This is a genomic window from Methylobacterium sp. GC_Met_2 (assembly GCF_026540795.1).
GTDB lineage: Bacteria > Pseudomonadota > Alphaproteobacteria > Rhizobiales > Beijerinckiaceae > Methylobacterium.
The window spans coordinates 60,172-81,070 of the sequence record NZ_JALNUM010000010.1 but is presented as its reverse complement, the minus strand read 5'-3'; the positions used below and the strand labels follow the sequence as shown (position 1 = coordinate 81,070).

Here is a 20,899-nt window from a genome sequence, read left to right as displayed (position 1 = left end):
CCAGTCAGGCGCCGCTCGCCCCGCAACCTCTCGCAGAAGGAACGGCGCCGATGCGCGACCTCGCTTCCAAGATCCAGGCGCTCAGCGCCATCGCCCCGGGTGTCTACAAGGCCGACCCGGACGCCGCTTCGATCGACCGTGCCGGCTTCGAGTCGGTGACGTTCCTGATCACGGTCGGCATCGGCGGCATCACCTTCACCGATGCTAACAACATCAGGTTCAAGATGGAGGACAGCGACGATAGCGTGAACTGGAACACGGTCACGTTGTCGAACCTGGCGCCGCTGCTCAAGAACCCGGACGGCACCTACACGATCGACACCGGGATCGACACGTTCCTGCTGCTTAACCAGGCGCACCCGGCGCTGACGGTAAACAAGCAGGGCTATGTCGACGGCTATGCGGGCGAGCGCCGCTACGTCCGAGTGCGGGCCGTCTTCGGAGGCTCGCACAGCAGCGGCACCCCGATCTCGGTGGTGGCCCTGCTGGCATCCTCCCGCCAAGCGCCGATTGCCTGACCATGCAGCGCGCGCCTCGCCGTTGTGCCTGCGGCCACCGCATCGATCCCGGTGCGCTGTGCCCGTGCCAGCGCAGGCGCGCCGCTGCTGCTGATGCGCGGCGGCCGACCGCTCGCGAGCGCGGCTACAGCTCGAAGTGGGAGCGCGAGAGCAAGGCGTTCCTCGCATTGCCCGGCAACGAGCGCTGCGCCTGCGGCTGCGGTCGCAAGGCCGACATGGTTGACCACCGCGAGGCGCACCGTGGTGATCAGCGCCTGTTCTGGCGCCGGTCCAACTGGCAGCCCATGGCCCGCGGCTGCAACAGCCGGAAGGCGGTGCGCGAGGAAAGCGGGTTCGGTCGCGCTCCGAAACCACCCCTCACCCGGGGGGAGGGTCTGAACGACGGCGAGGGGGAGCACGGACCGCATGGGAACCCGAACGCGTCACACGCGAGATTTTTTCCGGCGGTGAAATCTTGAATTCGAGGGCAGAGAGATGGACCGTCTGACGCCGCTTTCTAAGCCCGATCCGGTGGTGACGCTGGACGAGGTGAAGGCGAATCTGCGCATCACGCACTCGGAAGAGGACGTGTTGCTGGCGCGGCTCATCGCCAGCGCGACCGCGAGCCTCGACGGCCGTGACGGCGCGCTCGGGCGGGCCCTCATGCCGCAGCGCTGGCGCCTGGAGCGCGATCAGTTCTGCTACGGGATCGAGATGCCGCTGCCGCCGCTGCTGAGCGTCCAGGCCGTGCGCTACCTCGACGCTGCCGGCATCGAGTGGGACCTGGACCTCACCGATGTGGTGATCGTCGGCACCGACCCGGCCGTGCTGAGGGCACGCACGATCTGGCCGACCGTGCTCGCTGAGCCCGGCGCGGTGGCGATCGAGTTCACCGCCGGCTACCTCCAGGTGCCCGAGCCGATCCGGACTGCCATCATCCGGAGCGTCGGCAGCCTCTACGTCAACCGCGAAGCGGCCGCCGGGGCGGCGGCGCTCGACTTCTCCGGCCTCGATCCCTACCGGCAGTGGGCGTTCGGATGAGTGCCGCCCGCGTCCTCACCCTCGTGCCGAAGTCGCCAGCCGTCGCCGTGCCGCGCGGGCTGAGCAAGGCTGCCCGAGAGGAGTGGAAGCGGCTGGCGCCCGTCCTACGCCAACGTGGGACCCTCACCGCCGAGACCGAGCCCCTGCTGGTGGCCTACGTCGGCGCGATCGGCATGATCGCGGAGATCGATCGCGAGCTGCGGGGCGCGAAGCTCACGATCAAGGGCGCGAACGGTATCCCGCGGGTGCATCCCCTGGTCGGAGCCCGCAACCGGGCATCGCAAAACGCCCTCCAGTTCGCCAAGCGCCTCGGCATCATCGGCAGCGGCACGCCGGCTCCCTCCAGCCCGAAGGGAGGGGACGATGCCGACCCTTACACCGACCTGGGCATCTGATCAGTCGCCAATCCCCGACCCGCACGGCCGCGCGGAAAGGATGCTGCGCTTCGTGGACATCCTGCGGCACCCTGCGAGCGAGGGTGAGGACCGCCGGCCGCTGCCGCATCGCTGGCAGCGTCGGATCATCGAGCGGATCTACGGCCCGTCCGATGAAATGGGCGAGCGGCAGGTGCGGACCGTGTTCATGCTGCTGCCGCGCGGCGCCCGGAAGACGACGCTTACGGCGGCGCTCGCCCTCGGGCATACGATGGGCCCGGCTCAGCGACCGCGCGGCCAGGTCATCGTGGCGGCCTCGCAGCGCTCGCAGGCCCGGGAAGCCTTCGATGAAGCGGCGGCCATGCGGATGCAGGATGCCCGGCTGGTGGCAGCCTCGCACCTCACCGAGGCCAAGAACCGGATCCGGCATGAGCGATCTGGCTCGACCTATGTCGCCATCTCGGCGGACGGGGACGCGCAGCACGGCAAGACCGTCTCGTTCCTGCACGCGGACGAGCTGCACGTCTGGAGCGGCTACGGGCTTTGGAACGCCCTGCGGACCGGCGCCTCGAAGGCGGCGAGCTCGCTCACGATCATCACCACCACCGCCGGCGAGCGGTCTCAGGGCGTGTGCTGGGACCTGTACAAATACTCTTTACGGGTGCTGGCCGATCCGAGCCGAGACCCATCGTTTCTGCCGGTGATCTTCCAGGCCGACGAGAAGGCCGAGTGGCTGGACGAAAAGCTTTGGCACGCGGTCAACCCCGGCCTGTCCACGGGCTTCCCCGATCTGGCGGCGCTGCGCTCGGAGGCGATGCAGGCGCGGGAGATCCCCGCTCTGGCCGCCGGCTTCCGGCAGACGCACCTCAACATCTGGGGCGACGGCACAGCGTCCGGCTGGATCGAGGCGGCGGTCTATGATCAGGGCGCGGCCGAGATCGACCCCGACAAGCTGATGGGACGGCGGTGCGCCATCGCGGTCGACATGAGCCGGACATACGACATGACCGGCATCGTGGCCGCATTCGGCGACGACGATGGCGGCTACACCGTCCTGGCGTTCGCCTTCCTGCCCGAGACGGCGTTCAAGCGCCGCTCGGCAGCGGCCCCGGAATACGACTGGCAGGGCTGGCGTGACAGCGGCGCGCTCACCGTCATGCCGGGAGACATCATCCCGGAGGACGTGATTGAGGCCAAGGTCCGCGAGCTGCACGGCCTCTACGGTGCCGCTGCCATCGGCTTCGATCCGAAGTTTGCCGGCAGGATCATGGGGCGGCTGCACGCGGATGGCCTGCCAGCGCTGGAGTGCCCGCAGACGCCCGCGCACCTTGCCCCGATGTACGTCGAGATGCAGCGGGCGATGATCTCGCGGCGGTTCCGGCATGGCGGCGCGCCCGTGCTGCGGCACGCGGTGCTGAACGCGGTCCCGCGGACCTTCGAGAACAACCTGTTCTTCCTGTCGAAGACCCGCAGCTCGGCAGCGATCGACGTGGCGGTGGCCTGCGGCATGGCGGTCGGGCTCACGTCGGCGCCGGCCGCGGAGCAAAGCTACTTCGAGGCTGACGACTTCGACGCCGATCTGCTGGTTCTAGAATAAGTTCTAGGATGCCAGCCATATGTTCGCCGAGGGCGAGCACGCTACGTACGCGCAAGATGAGCGACCGGTGTATCCTATCGCCAGCTAGCATGGCGTGACGACCATTGCTGGATCCGCGCGGCCCAACATGGCACCAGCGCATCGATCTGACGTATGAATCTTACATCTGAGAACGATGCTCCGATCGCTCCCAGCGGCATAAGCTGACAGCAGGCGCGCGAACTGGAGCAGTTACACAGACAGGCGACGAAGCGTACTGCAGACTAACAATGCGGCGCCATTCAAACGACAGCGCATGATGACGCTTGCCGTCAATTTAGATACTGGCGGCCCATGCGAAATTGAAGCGCAGATGACGCGAAGATCTACGGCATCCCCCTCGGTCGGCGAACGCCCATCACCGGGATCCTGTGGTCTATTCTATCGCGGGCTGATCTGATCACATTCCCTCGCGGCACGAGCACTATCGACAAGAACTGTGCATCCCGCAATCAAAATTTCATCAAGTTTTTACCTAAAACAATGCGGTCGCTGATGCCATAGTCAGGTTGGATTTCGCGAAAAATCATTGTTCTTCCGGTTTTTCCTTTGCAAAGCACGTCTTTCTTGCCGGCTCATACTACTGGTTTCTACGTACTCCCGAGTGGGAAACTCACTGACAGTACTTCTCTTATTTTCCAGCTCTTTTGGGGATTTTATATTCAGAGCCTGCCGCTCTTCCATCACAAACTTAATTGCGTCTTCCGTCCAATCCGGTGGCTCAATCGCCACTATATCCTCAGAACTTGTCGATCCAATCCCGCTCGGTGTTGGCCCGTCAAATCCAATTGCCACTACGTGAGTAAGCCTTCTGTATTCGTATGAGACTGAAAAGCACAGAGCTTCCAGATAGCGCGCGCGTAATCTTCTGTAGGTATCGTAGCCCCCATCAGATTGAAATTTTTCGGGCTTGTAAGTTAGAAACAGTATTATGTAGGCAACGTTAGCGCCGCTGCCGTAATCGAGCGGCATTAGTGTACGAGTAAATCGATCCTGTCCGCTTTCAACCGCCGATTTATGCGCTTGCACTAGATGATAACCGAGCATCCTGCGCCTTGTACGGTTTTCAAGAGCCATCAATCTCAGTGCTGGCTCGCCGAACGTACCGAGCGGTTGGTTTTCATAGATGGCGACGTTAGTGCCGCCGATAATATGTTTTGTAAAAAGGGAAACTAGGTCGTCCCACGCATATGAGATTCTATTAGCCAAGCGACGGTGTTGAAACGCGGGAATTGCTTTCAAATGATCGTACTTGCCACCCTCAATCACTAATTTAGTTTTCCTTGGTATCGCTTTACTATTTCCAATTAGGAAATCGTGTTCACCATTCCTTTTGGTGTAACTCAGATAGTGAGCTAACAAGTCCTCCTCGCCGGCCGCCATAGCCAGTTGACCATTACGTATAAATCTTTCGCGCTTATTTATATAATTTGTAAAGTCAGTAATTGTATCAAGTTCTTTGCAGATAGTCTCAAATCCGAGAGTATCAAAAACATGCACAAAAGCGCCGTCAGGATTAGCGTCGCCCACCGAAAACGGCATGTAGTGCCTTGAATTCGTATTAGTATGGTCGTCACCTTTCGCAAATGCGTTGACAATAAAAGTGCCGCTTACGTCGTCGAAATGCTTTCTGCACGCTTCATTGCTGCCATTTGAAATTACGACGCCGTGGATACGCCTTCGAGATGCCGGCGGCAGTTTGATTGGCAGTTTGATTGTGCAGGCCGCGTCAAGAAAGATGCGATCCGGAAATTTTTCGATCCATCGGATTGCACCATTGATCTGCTTGACAGAATTGCCAATTGCCCGCTTGTACCATCTTGACCATGCTAAATTTATGTCAATCGCCACCGGCCATTGAATCAGTTTGTCGCTGAAGATGATTATGTCATCGCCGCATACGACCAACAGGTCGCAAAATTCTTTACCCGACCCGCTTTCATGTTGTTTTTTGTCGATGTAAGTGTTGCCGTACGACCAAAGATCCAGGAAGGTTCGTTCTGCTAAGCTGATGAGCCTCGTTTCAGACTGGGTGAAGCCTAGACCTCGTGGAATTATAGCCATAATTCAACCTTCGAGCTGCAATCGGATGAGCTATTGTGTGCGATCGGATGCCTGAAGTTGTGCATGGAGCACACAGGAGGCCTGGCCGTCGAACTAATTTGATCGGCTTAACGAGATCGTTTCGCTCATCAGTCTAAAAAACCGTTTTAGTGACCTTGGCCACTCCTAATATCAATTCGTTAACCTCCTCGCTGGATGGATCAGCCAGCTTTTTATGGTCGCATTTATTTCTGATATCGGCGAGATGTTGTATAAACCGCCATCCCGGTATGTCTAACTTATTTGCCGCTTTCAGAGCCTCGTTATAATCAGCTATCGACGGATCCTTTTTCTTTATAGATATTTTAGCACGGCTGCATACTTCACCAAGGTGCGCCTCAAGTACAACTCCTGCGACAGCTCCGGCTGCCCGTTGAAAACCTTTAGCGTTCAATTCTTTCGCCGAAGCAATCTCATCATCGAGTAGATCCGCGTGTGCCAATGTTCGAATGTCGAAAAGGAGAGATTTAAATCTTTGCTTGATGCCGGTAACAATATTAAATTGCTGGACCAATGGATCGAGTGCTGATTTTGGGTCGACGATCGTGACAGTTCCCCCTCCCATCGTCACGGTAAGGCCCCTCAGATAATCGGAAACTGTATAGTTAGCATGGGTGATATCTTTTCTGGATGGCTTAGGGCTGTAATACGAGATAAAATCGTCTGCCCTGTCAGGTATGAGCTGCTTTACCAGCACTAGGGACTCGGAATACCAGCTCTGATATTCCATCTTGACTGAAGGTAGTTTTTTCTTTTCGTCATCTGAAAGTGAGGTAAGCGCGGTAGATTTTGGATTTATTTCATGCTGCATGGATAATACAAGATCGCCACCGGTTTTGATAAGGCGATTGAGATCATTATCATACTGGGCAAACCTATCGGTCATAATTCCAGTCCATCAATCCTAGGCACAAACCAACATTTGTCGGTAAATCTGGGATGCAATATTGGGTAGCGCGCGGTGGTATGCAGAAGCAACACCGCCTGCGGAAACGCGCGCACAAAACCCCCGCCGCCTTGCCGCGTGCTATCTAAGAGGTAGCAGCGCTGGTGCCGCCTCAGATGCCTGGGACCGACCCGTCTACGAGGTGTTTCGCTGGCCCGACGACAGCGTGTTACGAGCCCCGGCCGCCGGCCCAAAAACTGCAAGCGGGACTTCCGGAATCCGCCGACCTTGCGAGGGTCTACGGCGGTTGCCCAGCCGGCGGAGGCTTCATCACCGGCACTCGGCGGCTTGAACTCCAGGAGCTGTGCCGGGCCTACTCTCCAGGTCAGGAGCGCCGGCGGGATCGCACAGGATCCGTGGCCGGCACCTTCACTCGACGCCGAGCACTTTTGGGACGGGCAGGCGGGGAAACAACCGCCGCAACATCATCGCGCTGGCCAAAGCGATCCAAATCACACGTGTCGACGTGGAAGCAGACTGCTGTTGTCGAGGACCACCTGGGTAGAATGGCGGCGGCGCGCCGCGCGCGCACGGCGAGACAGGATGCTCGCCCCAGCAGCGCCGAAGGAAAGGGCAATCAGTAGGAACGGCAGAACGTAGATGACATAGACACCCAGGCTCATGGCTCACCATACCCGAAAAGCGAGATGTGTGCTGCTATATGGGCACCAACGCTCGCAACGAACCATAGGACGCTGCTGGTAACCAGCGCGTCCTGCATCTCCGGCTTGACGACCCCAAGGAAATAACCAGCCACCGGAGTGATGATGCCGGCTGTCACCGCGCCGATCGCCATTCCATTGATCCAATTCGCCGTCAGCTTCTGAAGTTCTTTGTCCTCCTCGCTCACTTTTTCTCTCTTTCGAATTGGATACCGGCGAGCAGTCTCTCTGTGTAATTGACCATTGACCGCTTCAAAACAGAGAGCGTCTCGCTTTCATCCGAGTCTATGCTTGCAATAAATTTTTCCATTTGTGCCTTGAAGCGACCGATATATTTTAATGCTTCTTCTGGCTCTCTGTCCTTGATTGCAAGTTCAGATATTATCAATCGGATCGCTAGCATCGATGCTAGGATTTCGCCGCTATTTATCAAATCGAATCTGAGACCAGGCTTTATCTCAGATGAATCTTCTTCATTCATCACTTCGCCCCCTCGGCATCTTCGCGATGCCGCACGAAGCCTTGGTCGGTGAGCCAGTCAGCGAGAGCGTGGCGGATTGCCTCCGGACGCGAAGGCTTGGGTTCAGGCTGAGCGTCGATCCAGGCGTCGAGGGGCTCTAGAGCCGGCGGCAGCAGGCGCACGCCAATCAGCTGGCCTTTGCCTGTCGTGACAGGCCGGCCCCGTTTTTTTGTGTTATCCCGAATTGACGCCGTCATGGCATAGTGATAACACGAATGCGGCCCGACAGGAAGGTGAGATTTCCAGCCGGGCCTAACCATCAACCGCATCAGGGGATGCTGTCCATGGCTGCCTTCGCCCGTATCACGCCTGTCTTATTACCCGCTACCCGCCAGCGCTCGCCCTTATTACGTCAGGGGCCCAGCCGGCAGCTGGGCCCCGTCAGCGTTGCCATCCAAGTCATGCGCGAGGCCGAGCCTGATCCGGTCGACGCCATTCTCCAGGCGATCCAAGACGCGCTCGATCGCTACTTCGCCGAGGCCGGCATCAAAGTCGACCTCGACGCTGCCCTGCGATCCGCGGGAGGCGCTGCATGAATGCCTCGACCCGCCGCGCCGCGCTCGGCGCCATCCTCGCAGCCCCGCTGGCATCCGTGCCGGCTTGCGCAGCACGCACCTCGGATCTTGCTCGTTCATGCGAATGGGCTGCGGATCACTGGCTCGGCTTGGACGCTCGCTGCCATGCAGAGAAATGGGACGACGACAAGCTCGATGCCGAGGCGGACCTCTACAACGCGGTCTTTCGTCGAGCCCTCGCTGAACCTTCTGGCTCGTTGGCTGATCTCAAAGCGAAGGCTCGACTGTGCTTGGTGGACGTCGAGGCTCAGCTCTTTCCCATGCGAAACATGGCGGAGAACGACGAGCCGGACGAAGGCGAGCGCATGGTGTTGACGGTCCTGCAGGAGGTGATCGCGCTGTGCGCCTGATCCTACTCCTCCTCGCCCGCGCGAACGTCTCATGGGCGCTCGCCGACATGGCCCGAAGCGATCGCCTGCGCTCCGAAGCTCAGGACGCGCTCGACTCGGCCGAGCGCCGCATGAGCGAGGCAGGTTGCCTCGCCGCGCGCGTCCGCGCCTACCGCTGACACTTAGCCTCGCCGCTCGCGGATCCTCCGCGGGCGGCATCCCATGAGGAGTTGTGGACGAACAAACAAAGTGGAGCTATCCACGCTCCGAAGATGGTGGTAGGGTCCACGCCATGACGAACGAGCGCACCTTCACTGCCGGCGAGGCCGGCCTTATCACCGGCGTGAATGCAGTCACGCAACGCGACTGGCGACGCCGAGCGATCTTGCCCGAGGCCGAGGACGGTTGGGTCCGCCACACCCTTCCCGACCTCTGCCGCCTCCGCCTGACGAAGGCGATGATCGAGGCTGGTGTGCCTCCTGGGTCGGTTGTTTCGCATATTTCGGATCAGTTTCTCTCAATGATGCAATCGGCGCTGAAGGGTGCTGAGCATCCGGAGCATTATACCAGTCAGTTTGCGCTGATCGCAAAGAAGGGTGAAGACTTCTATTACGTTGGAGCCGTCGGGATTGACGATGTAGCAGAGAAGATGCGGCTTGAAGTCGATCCAAGTTTTCATTCGTGCATCATCATCAATCTCAGCGCGCTCGGCGCCGAGATGAACGAGCGCTTCAATCTCATCCGTCGCCATGAACAGTTCGAGCAGGAAGCTGCAAAGTACTTTGATGGTTCGGCTACCTGACAAGTCCCGCCGGAAGCGTTGGAGTTGATTTGTGTCCCGCCGCGCGCACCAAGATCAGGATCTTCTGCCGGTCTTGGGCGTCGCTGGGATGCATCGCTCACGCCCGTCTGCTTTACCACCAACGCTTTCTCCGCGCCTCATCAGTCGGGAAGCGGCTGCGGCCTATGTGTGCGTTTCGCCCAACAAATTCGACGAGATGGTTCGGGACGGCCGGATGCCGCGAGCTCGTCGGATCGATGCCCGGAAGGTGTGGTGCGTCCGCGAGTTGGACGGTGCCGCAGACAATCTCCCCATCGATGGTCAGGATACCACCCAGGATTCAACCTGGGAGGACATCGATGCCCCGTAAGCTGCCGCCTTTCGTCGAGTGCTGGCGCGACCGCCATGGCAAGGTTCGGACCTACTTCCGCAAGAACAAAGGCCCTCGCCTGCCGCTGCCCGGCTCGGTCGGCTCCGAGGAGTTCCTGACAGCCTATCAGGAAGCGCTGGCTGGGCGAGCGCCAAAGCCGGCACCGAAACGTGCCGCAGCCGAGCCTGGCACGATCGAGGCGCTCGTGCAGTCGTATTACAAAAGCGGCGACTACGCTGGCCTGCGTGAGACCACGAGGGTCGGCTACCGGCGGCGGATGGAGGCGATCCGCACTCAGCACGGCCACCGCACCGTGGCGGGCCTGACGCACGGGCGCATCGTGAAAGCCTTCCTCGACCCGCTGGCTGGCAAGCCCGGCTCGGCGCTCGACACACTCAAGAAGCTGCGGATCCTGATCCGGCGCGCGATCGTGCTGGGTTGGCTTGCCGCCGATCCATCAGTCGCCATCCGTCGGCCGAAGATCGGTGAGGTGCGCTCCTGGACGGATGAGGAGATCTCCCAATTCGAGGCGCACTGGCCCGTAGGAAGCAAGCGGCGGCTCGCCTTCGCGCTGCACCTGTTCACCGGCCAGCGCCGGTCCGACGTGCACCGGATGACCTGGGCCGACGTGAAGGGCGACCGCATCCGGGTCGTACAGAAAAAGACCGGGACCAAGATCGACGTGCCGCTGCACGCTGAACTGCGCGCCATTCTCGCGGAGACGCCCCGCCAGCACGCGACGATCCTCAACACCGAGTACGGCCGGCCGTTCACCGTAGACGGCTTCTCGGGCTTCCTACGCGACGCCATCGCGGCGGCAGGCCTTCCGCTAGACGCCCAACCACACGGACTGCGCAAGGCGGCCGGGCGACGTCTCGCTGAGGCTGGCTGCACCGCGCACGAGATCATGGCCGTGCTCGGCCATAACACCCTCGCTGAGGCCGAACGGTACACGCGCGACGCGAACCGGGTAGGCCTCTCGACAGGCGCAATTACGAAGCTGGAGGGATGGAGCAGGAACAAGAACACCCAAACCACCCAATGAAGGTTTGGGGAATATCTCGAAAGATGGAGTGGAATTAATGACTTACAGCACCGGCTGGCGCTCCCAAGGGGAATCGAACCCCTGTTTTCGCCGTGAGAGGGCGACGTCCTAGACCGCTAGACGATGGGAGCTTTCCGGCGGCGCGGGGGTGCTATAGCCACCACCCGCCCGTGGAGCAAGTGCCTTCCTGGGAAATTCGCATCGGCGGGGCGGATAGATTGCGGATCGGAGACGTGGTGGATAACAGCATCGAGGAACGCGTCGGCACCGTAGCCGAGGGCGGCATCCGGCTTGATCGCGCCCTGGTGGCGCTTTTTGCGGATCTATCCCGCGCACGGTTGCAGGATCTCATCCGCGAGGGTCGCGTCAGCCGGGATGGGGCGTTGATGCGCGATCCAGCGGCAAAGGTCGCGGCGGGGACCCGCATCGTCCTGACCCTGCCCCCGCCGATACCGGCGGAACCGGCGGCGGAGGAAACGGACCTGCCGATCGTGTTCGAGGACGACGACCTGATCGTCATCGACAAGCCGGCCGGTCTCGTGGTGCATCCTGCGCCCGGGCACGAGAGCGGGACCCTGGTGAACGCGCTGATCGCCCATTGCGGAGCCAGCCTCTCCGGGATCGGCGGCGTGCGCAGGCCCGGGATCGTCCATCGCCTCGATAAGGATACGAGCGGCCTGATCGTTGTCGCCAAGAACGATGCCGCGCATCAGGGTCTGACCGCTCAGTTCGCCGATCACGGCCGCACTGGCCCCCTCGAGCGTGCCTACGCTGCGATCGTGTGGGGCCTGCCGCAGCCGCGCACAGGTACGATCAGCGCGAATCTGGCACGCTCCCGCTTCCATCGTGAGAAGATCGCGGTGGTCTCGGATACCTCCGGCCGCCACGCCATCACGCATTACTCGGTCACCGAGACCTATCCGGACGCCTCCCTGGTCCAGTGCCGGCTGGAGACCGGGCGGACCCACCAGATCCGCGTGCACATGGCCCACCGCGGCCATCCGCTGCTCGGCGATCCTGTCTATGGCGGCGGGTTCCGCACCAAGGCGTCACGCCTCTCACCGGACGCGCGTGCCGCGCTGACGGAACTCGGGCGACAGGCGCTCCATGCCGCGCTGCTCGGGTTCAGCCATCCGCGCACCGGCGTGACGCTGCGGTTCGAGAGTCCGCTGCCGCCGGAGCTGACCGCGTTGGTGACGCAGTTGCGCGCGGATGGCCCGGACCGGACCAGCCTGTAACCCGGCACGGCACGCGTGCGAAACTACACCCCGTACCGCGTCACATCGTGCCATGGTACAAACTGATTTGGCCGATTGCGCGTTGATGACGACGTAGGTGTCCTCGATCGCGACCGGCCCCGGCGACCCGTACGAGATGGGTGGCCGGCAGGGTCGGCTCAAGAGCGGCCCAAGTGGACGGCACTGTTGCCCGTCGCGTCCGCCCGTCAGGGGGACTTAGGTCCAGGAGAAAGCCATGGCCGGTGCGCTGCCCGTGCTCGCCAACGAAGGTGGCCTGTCGCGCTACCTCGACGAGATCCGCAAGTTCCCGATGCTGGAGCCGACGGAGGAGTTCACGCTGGCCAAGGCTTGGCGGGACGCCGGCGACCGTGAAGCCGCGCATCGCCTCGTGACGTCGCATCTGCGCCTCGTCGCCAAGATCGCCATGGGTTACCGCGGCTACGGTCTGCCGATCGGCGAGGTCGTGTCCGAAGGCAATGTCGGTCTGATGCAGGCGGTGAAGCGCTTCGATCCCGACAAGGGTTTCCGGCTCGCAACCTACGCCATGTGGTGGATCAAGGCTGCGATCCAGGAATACATCCTACGCTCGTGGTCGCTCGTGAAGATGGGCACCACGGCGAACCAGAAGAAGCTGTTCTTCAACCTGCGCAAGGCCAAGGGCAAGATCTCGGCCCTCGACGAGGGCGATCTCAAGCCCGATCAGGTGAAGCAGATCGCCACCCGCCTCGGCGTGCCCGAGCAGGACGTGATCGACATGAACCGGCGCCTGTCCGGCGACACGTCGCTCAACGCCCCCCTGCGCGAGGAGGGGGAGGGCGAGTGGCAGGATTGGCTGGTCGACAATTCACCCAGCCAGGAGACCGTGCTGGCCCACGAGCAGGAGGGGCAGAACCGCCTCTCGGCCCTGCGGGACGCCCTCAGCGTTCTTAACTCGCGCGAGCGTCGCATCTTTGAAGCCCGGCGGCTTGCCGAGGATCCGATCACGCTGGAGGATCTCTCGGGCGAGTTCGGCGTCTCACGGGAGCGCGTTCGGCAGATCGAGGTGCGCGCCTTCGAGAAGGTGCAGGAAGCGGTCAAGCGCAACATCGCGAACCGCGAGTTGCCGCGTACGGGTATCGAGGCGCACTGACGTTTCTAGGTACGAAGATGCTTCGACACGCCCACGGTGCGCGATAGTCGGTCAACAGGGTTGGCAAGCTCGACAAGCCCCCTCTCCCGTGCGGGAGAGGGTTGGGGTGGGGGACGAGAACCCACAGGATCGGGCTCATCCTCGAAGCGCCGACAGGTCTCGCTCCTTCCAGTGAGTTCTTATGCTTTGCCCTGTCCCTCTCCCGCTCGGGAGAGGAGACCCTCTGCCCTTTCGGTAATGCTAGCGGCAAGTCGCGTACTTTGGCCGCCATAGCATACACCGCTCAGGCCATGAGCCAGTCGCAGGTTTTCGTGGCAAGACTGGCCTCCGCTTCGGCGAAGTCTCCACAGGCGGAGGCTTTCAACGGCCGCACGCCCACCCGCAGGTTTTCACTGCCAGGACGCGAAGGCGTTCTGCATCACCTGGGAACCCGTGGAGCCCTTCTCGAAGGTCAAGACCGCACGCCGTCCGGAGGTGTAGCGCAGAGCCAGATCGAACCAGTTCTTGTGGAGCAGAAGATCCGTGTTGCGCTCGACGTCGTTGGGCAGCGACGATAGGCCGATGAGGAACAGATTGTCGCGGACGCGGACGGGAAGACCCGAGACCGGCGAGCCACGGGCGTTCTGGTCGTCCTTTGCCTGAATCAGGCCGATATCCTGGATCGTCCGAACGTCACCGCCGCCGGTCTGGCTGAAGGCCAGATTAACCGTATGGGATGCCGGCAGGGTCGCATCGAGATTGCGCTGGATGGTCATGACCAGTGTGAGCCCCGCATCGGGAATCGTCACGGTCGCCACCACGGCGTTCTGAAGCGGCTGCCCCTGATCCCCGTTGACCGTATCGAGCCGCCACGTGACGCGGCCCGACAGCAGTGTCGGCTGAGCGTTCTCGGTGCCCTGCACCTCTTCGATCAGCTCGGCCCTCTGGGCGACCGATACCGCGGAGTCCGAGGACGGTGCCATGGCACGCTGAGGCGGAGCGCTGTTCGGGCGGGGTGAGGGCCGCGGGGCAGGTGCGGCATCGCCGCCGACGCGGTCGCCGTATTTGGCCTCCCCGTCCGGCTGCTGCGTGTCCGCGGTCTCGGTCCCGCTCGACGGGAGGATCTGGGGTCGGTCGCGGAGCAGGAAGGCGGCCACGGCGATCATGGAGATCACCACGGCCAGCATGCCGCCGACGAAAAAATTGCGTAGCAACCGCGAGCGTTCGGCCCGCGGAGGCACAACTTCGATGCGTGGACGCTGGCGGCCATTGCCGGCATCGGCGACTACGGCGCCGAGATCGGGCTCGTCCACCGGTGACGGACCGTCGGCAAACTCGCTCGGTTCGGCCGCGACGCTCGGGGAAGAACCGGTCCGCGGCGGGGCGATCGTGATCGGAGCCTCGCGCGGCTCATCCGCGGGCTCCAGAACGGATGTCGGCGGTGTGACAGCGCGTTCGAATGGCGGCTTGGCCGCGGGCAGCGTTGGCTCGGAGATTTGCGGCCGCGGAGGCGCAGGTTCGGATGGCGCCGGTTCAGGCGCGACCGGAGCCGGAACGGGCTCCGGGCCGGCCGCCAATGCGGCATCGTTGGCCGGGGCCGGAAGCCCGCCGTGATCCACTTCCAGCCGCTCGATGGCGGAATCCAGAGCCCGGCGTTCGAGATCGATATCAGCCTCGGACAGCGGCGGATCGAGGGATCGGAGCTGGCTGATCAGGGCATGGCGCGCGCGGTCGTAGACCGCCTTGCGAAGGGCGGGCGTTCGATCCGGCAGCGCATCGAGCGCGCGTGCCAGAAGCGGGTAGTAATCGGCCATGTGCCCCTGATCCGCCCCTACGGCCGCCGGCCGGTGCACCGGTCGATGGCCGGGAGCCGAGGGATCCGACCATCCCGCTAGGATCGGCCGCGGCCCTCGGCCGATGATGTCGTGTCCACTTCGCGCGGGGCCGCGGCCCAACGCTGGTCGGTTCGTCGATGGCCGCCCGCCGCGCGGACGGGTGTCGAGCCCCGCACCCGTTCTAGATCACGCCTGCGCGGCCTGGATATGGGCGGGTCGTTCAAAATGATGCGTCGTCAACGCGATAGGGTGCGATCCGTCAGTCTTCGAACGGGTTGTGCATGAGGATCGTGTCATCGCGCTCCGGTGATGTGGAGAGCAGCGCCACGGGCGCGCCGATCAACTCCTCGATCCGGCGGACATACTTGATCGCCTGCGCCGGCAGGTCGGCCCAGGAGCGGGCGCCCGCCGTGGTCTCGGACCAGCCTGGGATCACCTCATAGATGGGCTCGACACGCGCCTGAGCGGCCTGGCTCGCCGGCAGATGGTCGATGGTCTGCCCGTCCAGCCGGTAGCCCGTGCAGACCCGGATCTCTTCGAACCCGTCGAGGATGTCGAGTTTGGTCAGCGCAATCCCGTGGATGCCCGAGGTCCGCACCGTCTGGCGCACCAGCACGGCGTCGAACCAGCCGCAGCGCCGCTTACGCCCGGTGTTGACGCCGAATTCGCGACCGCGGCTGCCGATCGTCTCGCCGATCTCGTCGAACAGCTCGGTCGGGAAAGGCCCCTCCCCCACCCGCGTGGTGTAAGCCTTGGCGATTCCGAGCACGTAGCCGATCGCCCCCGGACCGAGGCCCGAGCCCGTAGCGGCCTGGGCGGCCACGATGTTGGACGAGGTGACGAACGGGTAGGTGCCGTGATCGACGTCGAGCAAAGCCCCCTGCGCGCCCTCGAACAGGATGCGCTTGCCAGCCCGGCGCTCCTCGTCGAGCAGCGCCCAGACGGTGTCGGCGTAGGGCAGAATCTTCGGCGCGATCGCCTTCAGCTCGGCGAGGAGCGCCTCGGCGTTCACCTCGTCGATCCCGAGGCCGCGCCGCAGGGCGTTGTGGTGGGTCAGCACCCGCTCGATCTTGGCGGGCAGCGCCTCCGGATCGGCGAGATCGACCACACGGATGGCCCGGCGTCCGACCTTATCCTCGTAGGCCGGGCCGATGCCGCGCTTGGTCGTGCCGATCTTGAGGCCGGCATTAGCGGTCTCGCGGAAATGGTCGAGCTCGCGGTGCAGGGGCAGGATCAGCGTGGCGTTATCGGCGATTCGCAGGGAGGCGGGTGAGACCTCGACGCCCTGCGCCCTGATCCGATCGATCTCGTCCACGAGGTGCCAAGGATCGACCACCACGCCGTTGCCGATCACCGACAGCTTGCCGCCGCGGACCACGCCGGAGGGCAAAAGCGCCAACTTGTAGGTGACGCCATCGATGACCAGCGTATGGCCAGCATTGTGCCCGCCCTGGAAACGAACCACGATGTCGGCCTGCTCGGAGAGCCAGTCGACGATCTTCCCCTTGCCCTCGTCGCCCCACTGGGCGCCCACAACGACGACGTTGGCCATGTCTGCCTGCTTACCCGCGACGGAAACCGGGACGGCGCCACCCACGGGTGCAGGCGGCGCACGTCGTCAGCCGTTTCCGCGATCCGAGCAGCGAAATCAAGCAATTCGCCCGCATAACGCACCCGCGACCGGATCGCAGCGGGCTACTTTGCCTCCGTGCCCGGCGCACGCCCCGGCAGTTCATCGGGCTTGATCACCGGCATGGAGCCGGACTGATCGGGTTTCACCACCGTTCCCGTGGTTCCATTGGCTGGCGGCTTGATGACCCCGTCATTCTGCTGGAGCTTGTCACTGAGCGACTGATCCTTCGGCGGCGCGTCCGGGCTCGGGCGCACGCGCTCGGCCGGCATCTCAGTCGGCGGCGGCAAAGCGGGATCCGTGTCGCGGCCCTTCAGCGGGGCGTCAGGGTTCTGCGCGTAGGCCGGGACCGTCAGCAGTGTCGCCGCCAGTGCAGCAAACAGGAACATCTTCGGCACGATCCGTCTCGCCTCTCGTCTCCGATTTCGGGGAGGAACAGTCGGGGGCGGCATCCGTTCCTGGGGCGCGCCGCTTCCCGATCGACCGGCGGGGGCTCTCAACCCTCCCGCGCAGCCGCGATATAAAGCTCGCGCATGCGCCGGGTAACCGGACCGGGCCGCCCCTCACCGATCGTCCGGTCGTCGATCTGAACCACCGGCATCACGAAGGCCGAGGCGCTGGTGTAGAACGCTTCCTGAGCCTCGTAAGCCTCCGCGACCGGGATCAGCCGCTCCTCGATCCGCAGATCGGCTTCCTGTGCGAGGCGCAGCACCGAGGCCCGGGTGATACCGGGCAGCAGCGCGGTCGACAACGGCCGGGTCACCAGGACGCGCTCGCGGCTGACGATGAAAGCTGTGGACGACGAGCCCTCGGTCACCGCCCCGTCTTCGACCATCCAGGCCTCGGCGACGCCGGCCTCGGCGGCCTGCTGCTTGGCCAGCACCTGGGCCAACAACGCCACCGATTTGATGTCCCGGCGCTTCCAGCGGAGATCCTCGACCGTGATCACCCGCGCGCCCGTCTCGGCGAGCGGGTTGGCCAGCACGGTCTTGGCCTGCGTGAACATCATAACGGTCGGAGTGACATCGCCCTTGGGGAAGGCGAAATCGCGCTCGGCGACACCTCGGGTCACCTGCATGTAGACGAGGCCCTCGGTGACGCCGTTGCGGGCGACGAGCTCCGTCTGCAACCGCTCCCAACCCGCGGCATCGTGCGGGTTGCGGATGCCGATCTCGCCGAGCGACCGGTCGAGGCGCGCGAGATGGGCGGCGTTGTCGACGAGCTTGCCGTCAAGGATCGCAGAAACCTCGTAGATTCCGTCGGCGAACAGGAAGCCGCGGTCCATGATTGGCACGCGGGCCTGCTCGAAGGTGAGGAATTCGCCGTTGAGGTAGACGGTACGGGGAGCGGTCACGGGCAGCCTTCCTGTGTTCGTCGCTGGCCTGAAGCAGGAATCGTGCGGCGCCCTCAGGCCACGCCGAACACCCGCGCAAAAATCGTGTCCACGTGCTTGAAGTGATAGCCGAGATCGAAGCACTCCTCGATCTGCACGGGCGACAAGGCCGCCGTCACCTCCGAATCGGCTTTCAAGAGTTCGAGGAAGTCGCCCTCCCCACGCCACACCGGCATCGCGTTGCGCTGGACCAGACGGTAGGAGTCCTCCCGCGAGACACCCGCCTGTGTGAGCGCCAGCAGAACCCGCTGCGAATGGACGAGACCGCCCAGCCGGTCGAGGTTCTTCTGCATGTTGGCCGGGTAGATGAGCAGCTTCTCGATCACCCCGGTCATCCGCGCCAGGGCGAAGTCGAGGGTCACGGTGGCGTCGGGGCCGATCATCCGCTCGACCGAGGAATGCGAGATGTCACGCTCGTGCCAGAGGGCGACGTTTTCCAGGGCCGGGGTGACGTAACCGCGGACCATCCGGGCGAGGCCTGTGATGTTCTCGGTGAGGACCGGGTTGCGCTTGTGCGGCATCGCCGAGGACCCCTTCTGCCCTTCGGAGAAAAACTCTTCCGCCTCCAGCACCTCGGTGCGCTGGAGATGACGGATCTCGATGGCCAGCCGCTCCAGTGAGGAGGCGACGACGCCGAGCGTCGCGAAGAACTGCGCGTGGCGATCCCGCGGGATGACCTGGGTGGAGACCGGCTCGGCCGTCAGCCCCATCTTCTCGGCGACGTAGACCTCGACCCGCGGGTCGATGTTGGCGAAGGTACCGACCGCGCCGGAAATCGCGCAGGTAGCGACCTCCTCCCGGGCCGCAACCAGACGGCGGCGGTTGCGCTGAAATTCGGCGTGGGCCTGGGCGAGCTTCAGCCCGAAGGTCACGGGCTCGGCATGAATGCCGTGCGAGCGGCCGATCGTCGGGGTCAGCTTGTGCTCGAAGGCCCGGGCCTGGAGGGCGTCGAGCAGAGCGTCAACATCGGCGATCAGGATGTCGGCGGCCCGCACGAGCTGCACGTTGAGGCAGGTGTCGAGCACGTCCGAGGAGGTCATGCCCTGGTGAACGAAGCGCGCCTCCGGCCCGACGATTTCCGCGAGATGGGTGAGGAACGCGATCACGTCGTGCTTGGTCACCGCCTCGATCGCGTCGATGCGGGCGACGTCGAACACCGCGTCACGACCCTTGGCCCAGACGGTCTCGGCAGCCTCCTTCGGCACGACGCCGATCTCGGCCAGCGCCGTGGTGGCGTGGGCCTCGATCTCGAACCAGATCCGGAAGCGGCTCTCAGGCGACCAGATCGCGGTCATCGCGGGGCGGCTGTAGCGGGGGATCATGGGGCCTCGGCGCGGTCCGGAATACGTGCGAGGCCGGTAGCACGCGCTGCCCCGGCCGCTCAATGCAGATCCGTCATTTCCGGGGCGCTTCGGCGGTGGAGCCTCAGTCGGCCCGCACCCAGCCCTGGCCCATCAGGCGCTCCTGCGGCAGGAAGCGCGACTTGTAGTCCATCTTGCGCGAGCCCTCGACCCAGTAGCCGAGGTACAGGTACGGCAGGCCGAGGCGTTGGGCCCGGTGGATGTGATCGAGGATCATGAACGTCCCCGGCGAGCGGGACGCCTCCTCGGGGTCGTAGAACGAGTAGACCATCGACAGCCCGTCGGCGAGGACGTCGGTCAGACAGAAAGCGAGGGGGGGGCCGGAGCCGTGCCCGGTGATCGCCGTGTCCGGCCCGCGACGCCGGTAGGACACCAGATGCGTGTCGACGTGGCTATCCTCCACCATCATGGCGTAGTCGAGCACCGTCATGTCGACCATACCGCCGTCGCCGTGGCGCGCGTCGAGGTAGCGGCGGAACAGGGCGTATTGCTCGGAGGCCGGCCGGTTGGGCTCCGGTGTTCCGATCCAGTCCGCGTTGCGGCTGAGGATGCGGCGCTGGCTCGCGCTCGGCTCGAACTCGTTCACCACCACACGAACGGAGACGCAGGCCCGGCAAGTTTCGCAGGCCGGCCGATACGCGATCGTCTGCGAGCGGCGGAAACCGCCCTGCGTCAGGATCTCGTTGAGGTCGCGGGCACGCCGGCCGACGAGGTGCGTGAACACCTTCCGCTCCTCCTGGCCCGGCAGGTACGGGCACGGCGAGGGCGCGGTGAGATAGAATTGCGGTGTGTCGCGCGGATGGCTGGTCACGCTTCTGATTGACCCTGCGCCGGAAGCAAACTGTCGGCGCCGGCAAACCAGTGTAACGGCGGAACGGCCGGGCTCAATGCCCCGAACCGTTGCCGTGCGCGATTTTCACCGCGACACGGAGACCTCAGGGGGCGTGGACAACGGCAACACCGAGTAGAAGGTCGTGTGCAAGCCGACGATCGGACCGCACCAGTCCGAAGGCGATGTCGACGCACCAGAGCAGGAACGTCGAAATTGCGACGTAGAACAGCAGCGCGTGGACGGCCGCGGTAATGATGTCGACCCGCCCGCCGCTTTCCGGCGCCACGACCCGCAGGCCCATCAGCCGCTGCCCGATCGTGCTCTGCCGTGGGCCGCCGACCGTGATCGCGCTGTAGATGATGCCGCTTGCCGGCAGGATCGCGAACAGGGTCCAGCCAAGACCGAAGGTCACGACGCCGACCACCGTGATCAGCAGCGTGAGCAGTACGGTAAAGCCGAAGATGAACAGGATATCGAGGAGATAGGCGACCGCGCGGGCGCCGAGGCTCGCTCGTACGAAGGGTACGGGCAAGGATGTGGCGTAGCCGGGCGCATCGAAGCGCGCCGCGTAACCGGGTTGCGTGTTCTGCATCATGTCGCGTCCTGCAAGCGAGGCTGCGCGT

The 20,899-nt window shown here is 63.6% G+C and carries 22 protein-coding genes and 1 tRNA gene; 11 read left to right on the top strand and 12 right to left on the bottom strand.

Annotated elements, in window-relative coordinates:
* Positions 1–50 precede the first annotated feature (50 nt).
* The 4 genes from OXS49_RS06275 to OXS49_RS06260 all read left to right on the top strand — a co-directional run bounded on the left by OXS49_RS06275 (position 51) and on the right by OXS49_RS06260 (position 3,509).
* A complete protein-coding gene (locus OXS49_RS06275) occupies positions 51–518 on the top strand; it encodes a hypothetical protein (RefSeq protein ID WP_267422830.1) in 468 nt (155 codons plus the stop codon).
* A 474-nt stretch (positions 519–992) separates the two neighbouring features.
* Complete coding sequence (locus tag OXS49_RS06270) at positions 993–1,538, top strand: phage head-tail connector protein (protein WP_267422829.1); 546 nt, start codon at positions 993–995, stop codon at positions 1,536–1,538.
* Entirely contained in the window at positions 1,535–1,933 is a 399-nt protein-coding gene (locus OXS49_RS06265) for a P27 family phage terminase small subunit (protein WP_267422827.1), read from the top strand. Before OXS49_RS06270 ends, OXS49_RS06265 begins: the two co-directional genes overlap by 4 nt.
* Before the next feature lie 40 nt (positions 1,934–1,973).
* On the top strand, positions 1,974–3,509 hold the full coding sequence (locus tag OXS49_RS06260; RefSeq protein ID WP_267422825.1) for a terminase TerL endonuclease subunit: 1,536 nt from the start codon (positions 1,974–1,976) through the stop codon (positions 3,507–3,509).
* 543 nt (positions 3,510–4,052) lie between these two features.
* Here OXS49_RS06260 and OXS49_RS06255 read toward each other — a convergent pair.
* From OXS49_RS06255 to OXS49_RS06240, 4 genes are all read right to left on the bottom strand, one after another.
* Positions 4,053–5,612 (bottom strand): hypothetical protein, encoded by a 1,560-nt coding sequence (locus OXS49_RS06255; RefSeq protein ID WP_267422824.1) that lies wholly within the window; start codon positions 5,610–5,612, stop codon positions 4,053–4,055.
* A 133-nt stretch (positions 5,613–5,745) separates the two neighbouring features.
* Positions 5,746–6,537, bottom strand: coding sequence for a hypothetical protein (locus tag OXS49_RS06250; protein WP_267422823.1), 792 nt, complete (start codon positions 6,535–6,537; stop codon positions 5,746–5,748).
* A 679-nt stretch (positions 6,538–7,216) separates the two neighbouring features.
* Positions 7,217–7,447 carry a hypothetical protein gene (locus OXS49_RS06245; RefSeq protein ID WP_267422821.1) on the bottom strand — a complete coding sequence of 77 codons (231 nt, stop codon included), beginning with the start codon at positions 7,445–7,447 and terminating at the stop codon, positions 7,217–7,219.
* The gene (locus OXS49_RS06240) at positions 7,444–7,743 is read right to left on the bottom strand and encodes a hypothetical protein (RefSeq protein ID WP_267422819.1); all 300 of its coding nucleotides are present in this window, start codon (positions 7,741–7,743) and stop codon (positions 7,444–7,446) included. Before OXS49_RS06240 ends, OXS49_RS06245 begins: the two co-directional genes overlap by 4 nt.
* A gap of 320 nt (positions 7,744–8,063) precedes the next feature.
* Between OXS49_RS06240 and OXS49_RS06235 the strand changes: the two genes are divergently transcribed.
* The 5 genes from OXS49_RS06235 to OXS49_RS06210 all read left to right on the top strand — a co-directional run bounded on the left by OXS49_RS06235 (position 8,064) and on the right by OXS49_RS06210 (position 10,879).
* Positions 8,064–8,315 (top strand): hypothetical protein, encoded by a 252-nt coding sequence (locus tag OXS49_RS06235; protein WP_267422817.1) that lies wholly within the window; start codon positions 8,064–8,066, stop codon positions 8,313–8,315.
* Positions 8,312–8,704: a hypothetical protein gene (locus tag OXS49_RS06230; protein ID WP_267422815.1), complete on the top strand. Its 393-nt coding sequence runs from the start codon at positions 8,312–8,314 to the stop codon at positions 8,702–8,704. Before OXS49_RS06235 ends, OXS49_RS06230 begins: the two co-directional genes overlap by 4 nt.
* Positions 8,695–8,862: a hypothetical protein gene (locus OXS49_RS06225; protein WP_267422813.1), complete on the top strand. Its 168-nt coding sequence runs from the start codon at positions 8,695–8,697 to the stop codon at positions 8,860–8,862. The genes OXS49_RS06230 and OXS49_RS06225 overlap by 10 nt, the downstream gene beginning before the upstream one ends.
* 113 nt (positions 8,863–8,975) lie before the next feature.
* A complete protein-coding gene (locus OXS49_RS06220; RefSeq protein ID WP_267422811.1) occupies positions 8,976–9,485 on the top strand; it encodes a hypothetical protein in 510 nt (169 codons plus the stop codon).
* Between the two features lie 338 nt (positions 9,486–9,823).
* Positions 9,824–10,879, top strand: coding sequence for a tyrosine-type recombinase/integrase (locus tag OXS49_RS06210; protein WP_267422808.1), 1,056 nt, complete (start codon positions 9,824–9,826; stop codon positions 10,877–10,879).
* Positions 10,880–10,934: 55 nt separating this feature from the next.
* Here the strand turns inward: OXS49_RS06210 and OXS49_RS06205 are convergent.
* Positions 10,935–11,010 (bottom strand) — tRNA-Glu (locus tag OXS49_RS06205).
* 102 nt (positions 11,011–11,112) lie between these two features.
* On the opposite strand from OXS49_RS06205, the gene OXS49_RS06200 reads away from it, so the two are divergent.
* Positions 11,113–12,117, top strand: a complete 1,005-nt coding sequence (locus OXS49_RS06200; RefSeq protein ID WP_267422806.1) for an RluA family pseudouridine synthase — start codon at positions 11,113–11,115, stop codon at positions 12,115–12,117.
* A 235-nt stretch (positions 12,118–12,352) separates the two neighbouring features.
* Positions 12,353–13,246, top strand: coding sequence for an RNA polymerase sigma factor RpoH (gene rpoH, locus OXS49_RS06195; RefSeq protein WP_267422804.1), 894 nt, complete (start codon positions 12,353–12,355; stop codon positions 13,244–13,246).
* 389 nt (positions 13,247–13,635) lie between these two features.
* On the opposite strand, the gene OXS49_RS06190 is transcribed toward rpoH, so the two are convergent.
* The 7 genes from OXS49_RS06190 to OXS49_RS06160 all read right to left on the bottom strand — a co-directional run bounded on the left by OXS49_RS06190 (position 13,636) and on the right by OXS49_RS06160 (position 20,868).
* Positions 13,636–15,039, bottom strand: a complete 1,404-nt coding sequence (locus OXS49_RS06190; protein WP_267422802.1) for a histidine kinase — start codon at positions 15,037–15,039, stop codon at positions 13,636–13,638.
* A gap of 280 nt (positions 15,040–15,319) precedes the next feature.
* On the bottom strand, positions 15,320–16,612 hold the full coding sequence (locus OXS49_RS06185; protein WP_244008043.1) for an adenylosuccinate synthase: 1,293 nt from the start codon (positions 16,610–16,612) through the stop codon (positions 15,320–15,322).
* 143 nt (positions 16,613–16,755) lie between these two features.
* On the bottom strand, positions 16,756–17,088 hold the full coding sequence (locus tag OXS49_RS06180) for a hypothetical protein (protein ID WP_267422799.1): 333 nt from the start codon (positions 17,086–17,088) through the stop codon (positions 16,756–16,758).
* Positions 17,089–17,186: 98 nt separating this feature from the next.
* Positions 17,187–18,044, bottom strand: coding sequence for a D-amino-acid transaminase (locus OXS49_RS06175; RefSeq protein WP_267422796.1), 858 nt, complete (start codon positions 18,042–18,044; stop codon positions 17,187–17,189).
* Positions 18,045–18,097: 53 nt separating this feature from the next.
* On the bottom strand, positions 18,098–19,405 hold the full coding sequence (gene purB, locus OXS49_RS06170) for an adenylosuccinate lyase (protein ID WP_267422793.1): 1,308 nt from the start codon (positions 19,403–19,405) through the stop codon (positions 18,098–18,100).
* Positions 19,406–19,508: 103 nt separating this feature from the next.
* Positions 19,509–20,255, bottom strand: coding sequence for an arginyltransferase (locus OXS49_RS06165; RefSeq protein ID WP_244008051.1), 747 nt, complete (start codon positions 20,253–20,255; stop codon positions 19,509–19,511).
* Between the two features lie 124 nt (positions 20,256–20,379).
* Complete coding sequence (locus tag OXS49_RS06160) at positions 20,380–20,868, bottom strand: RDD family protein (protein WP_267422847.1); 489 nt, start codon at positions 20,866–20,868, stop codon at positions 20,380–20,382.
* Positions 20,869–20,899 lie beyond the last annotated feature (31 nt).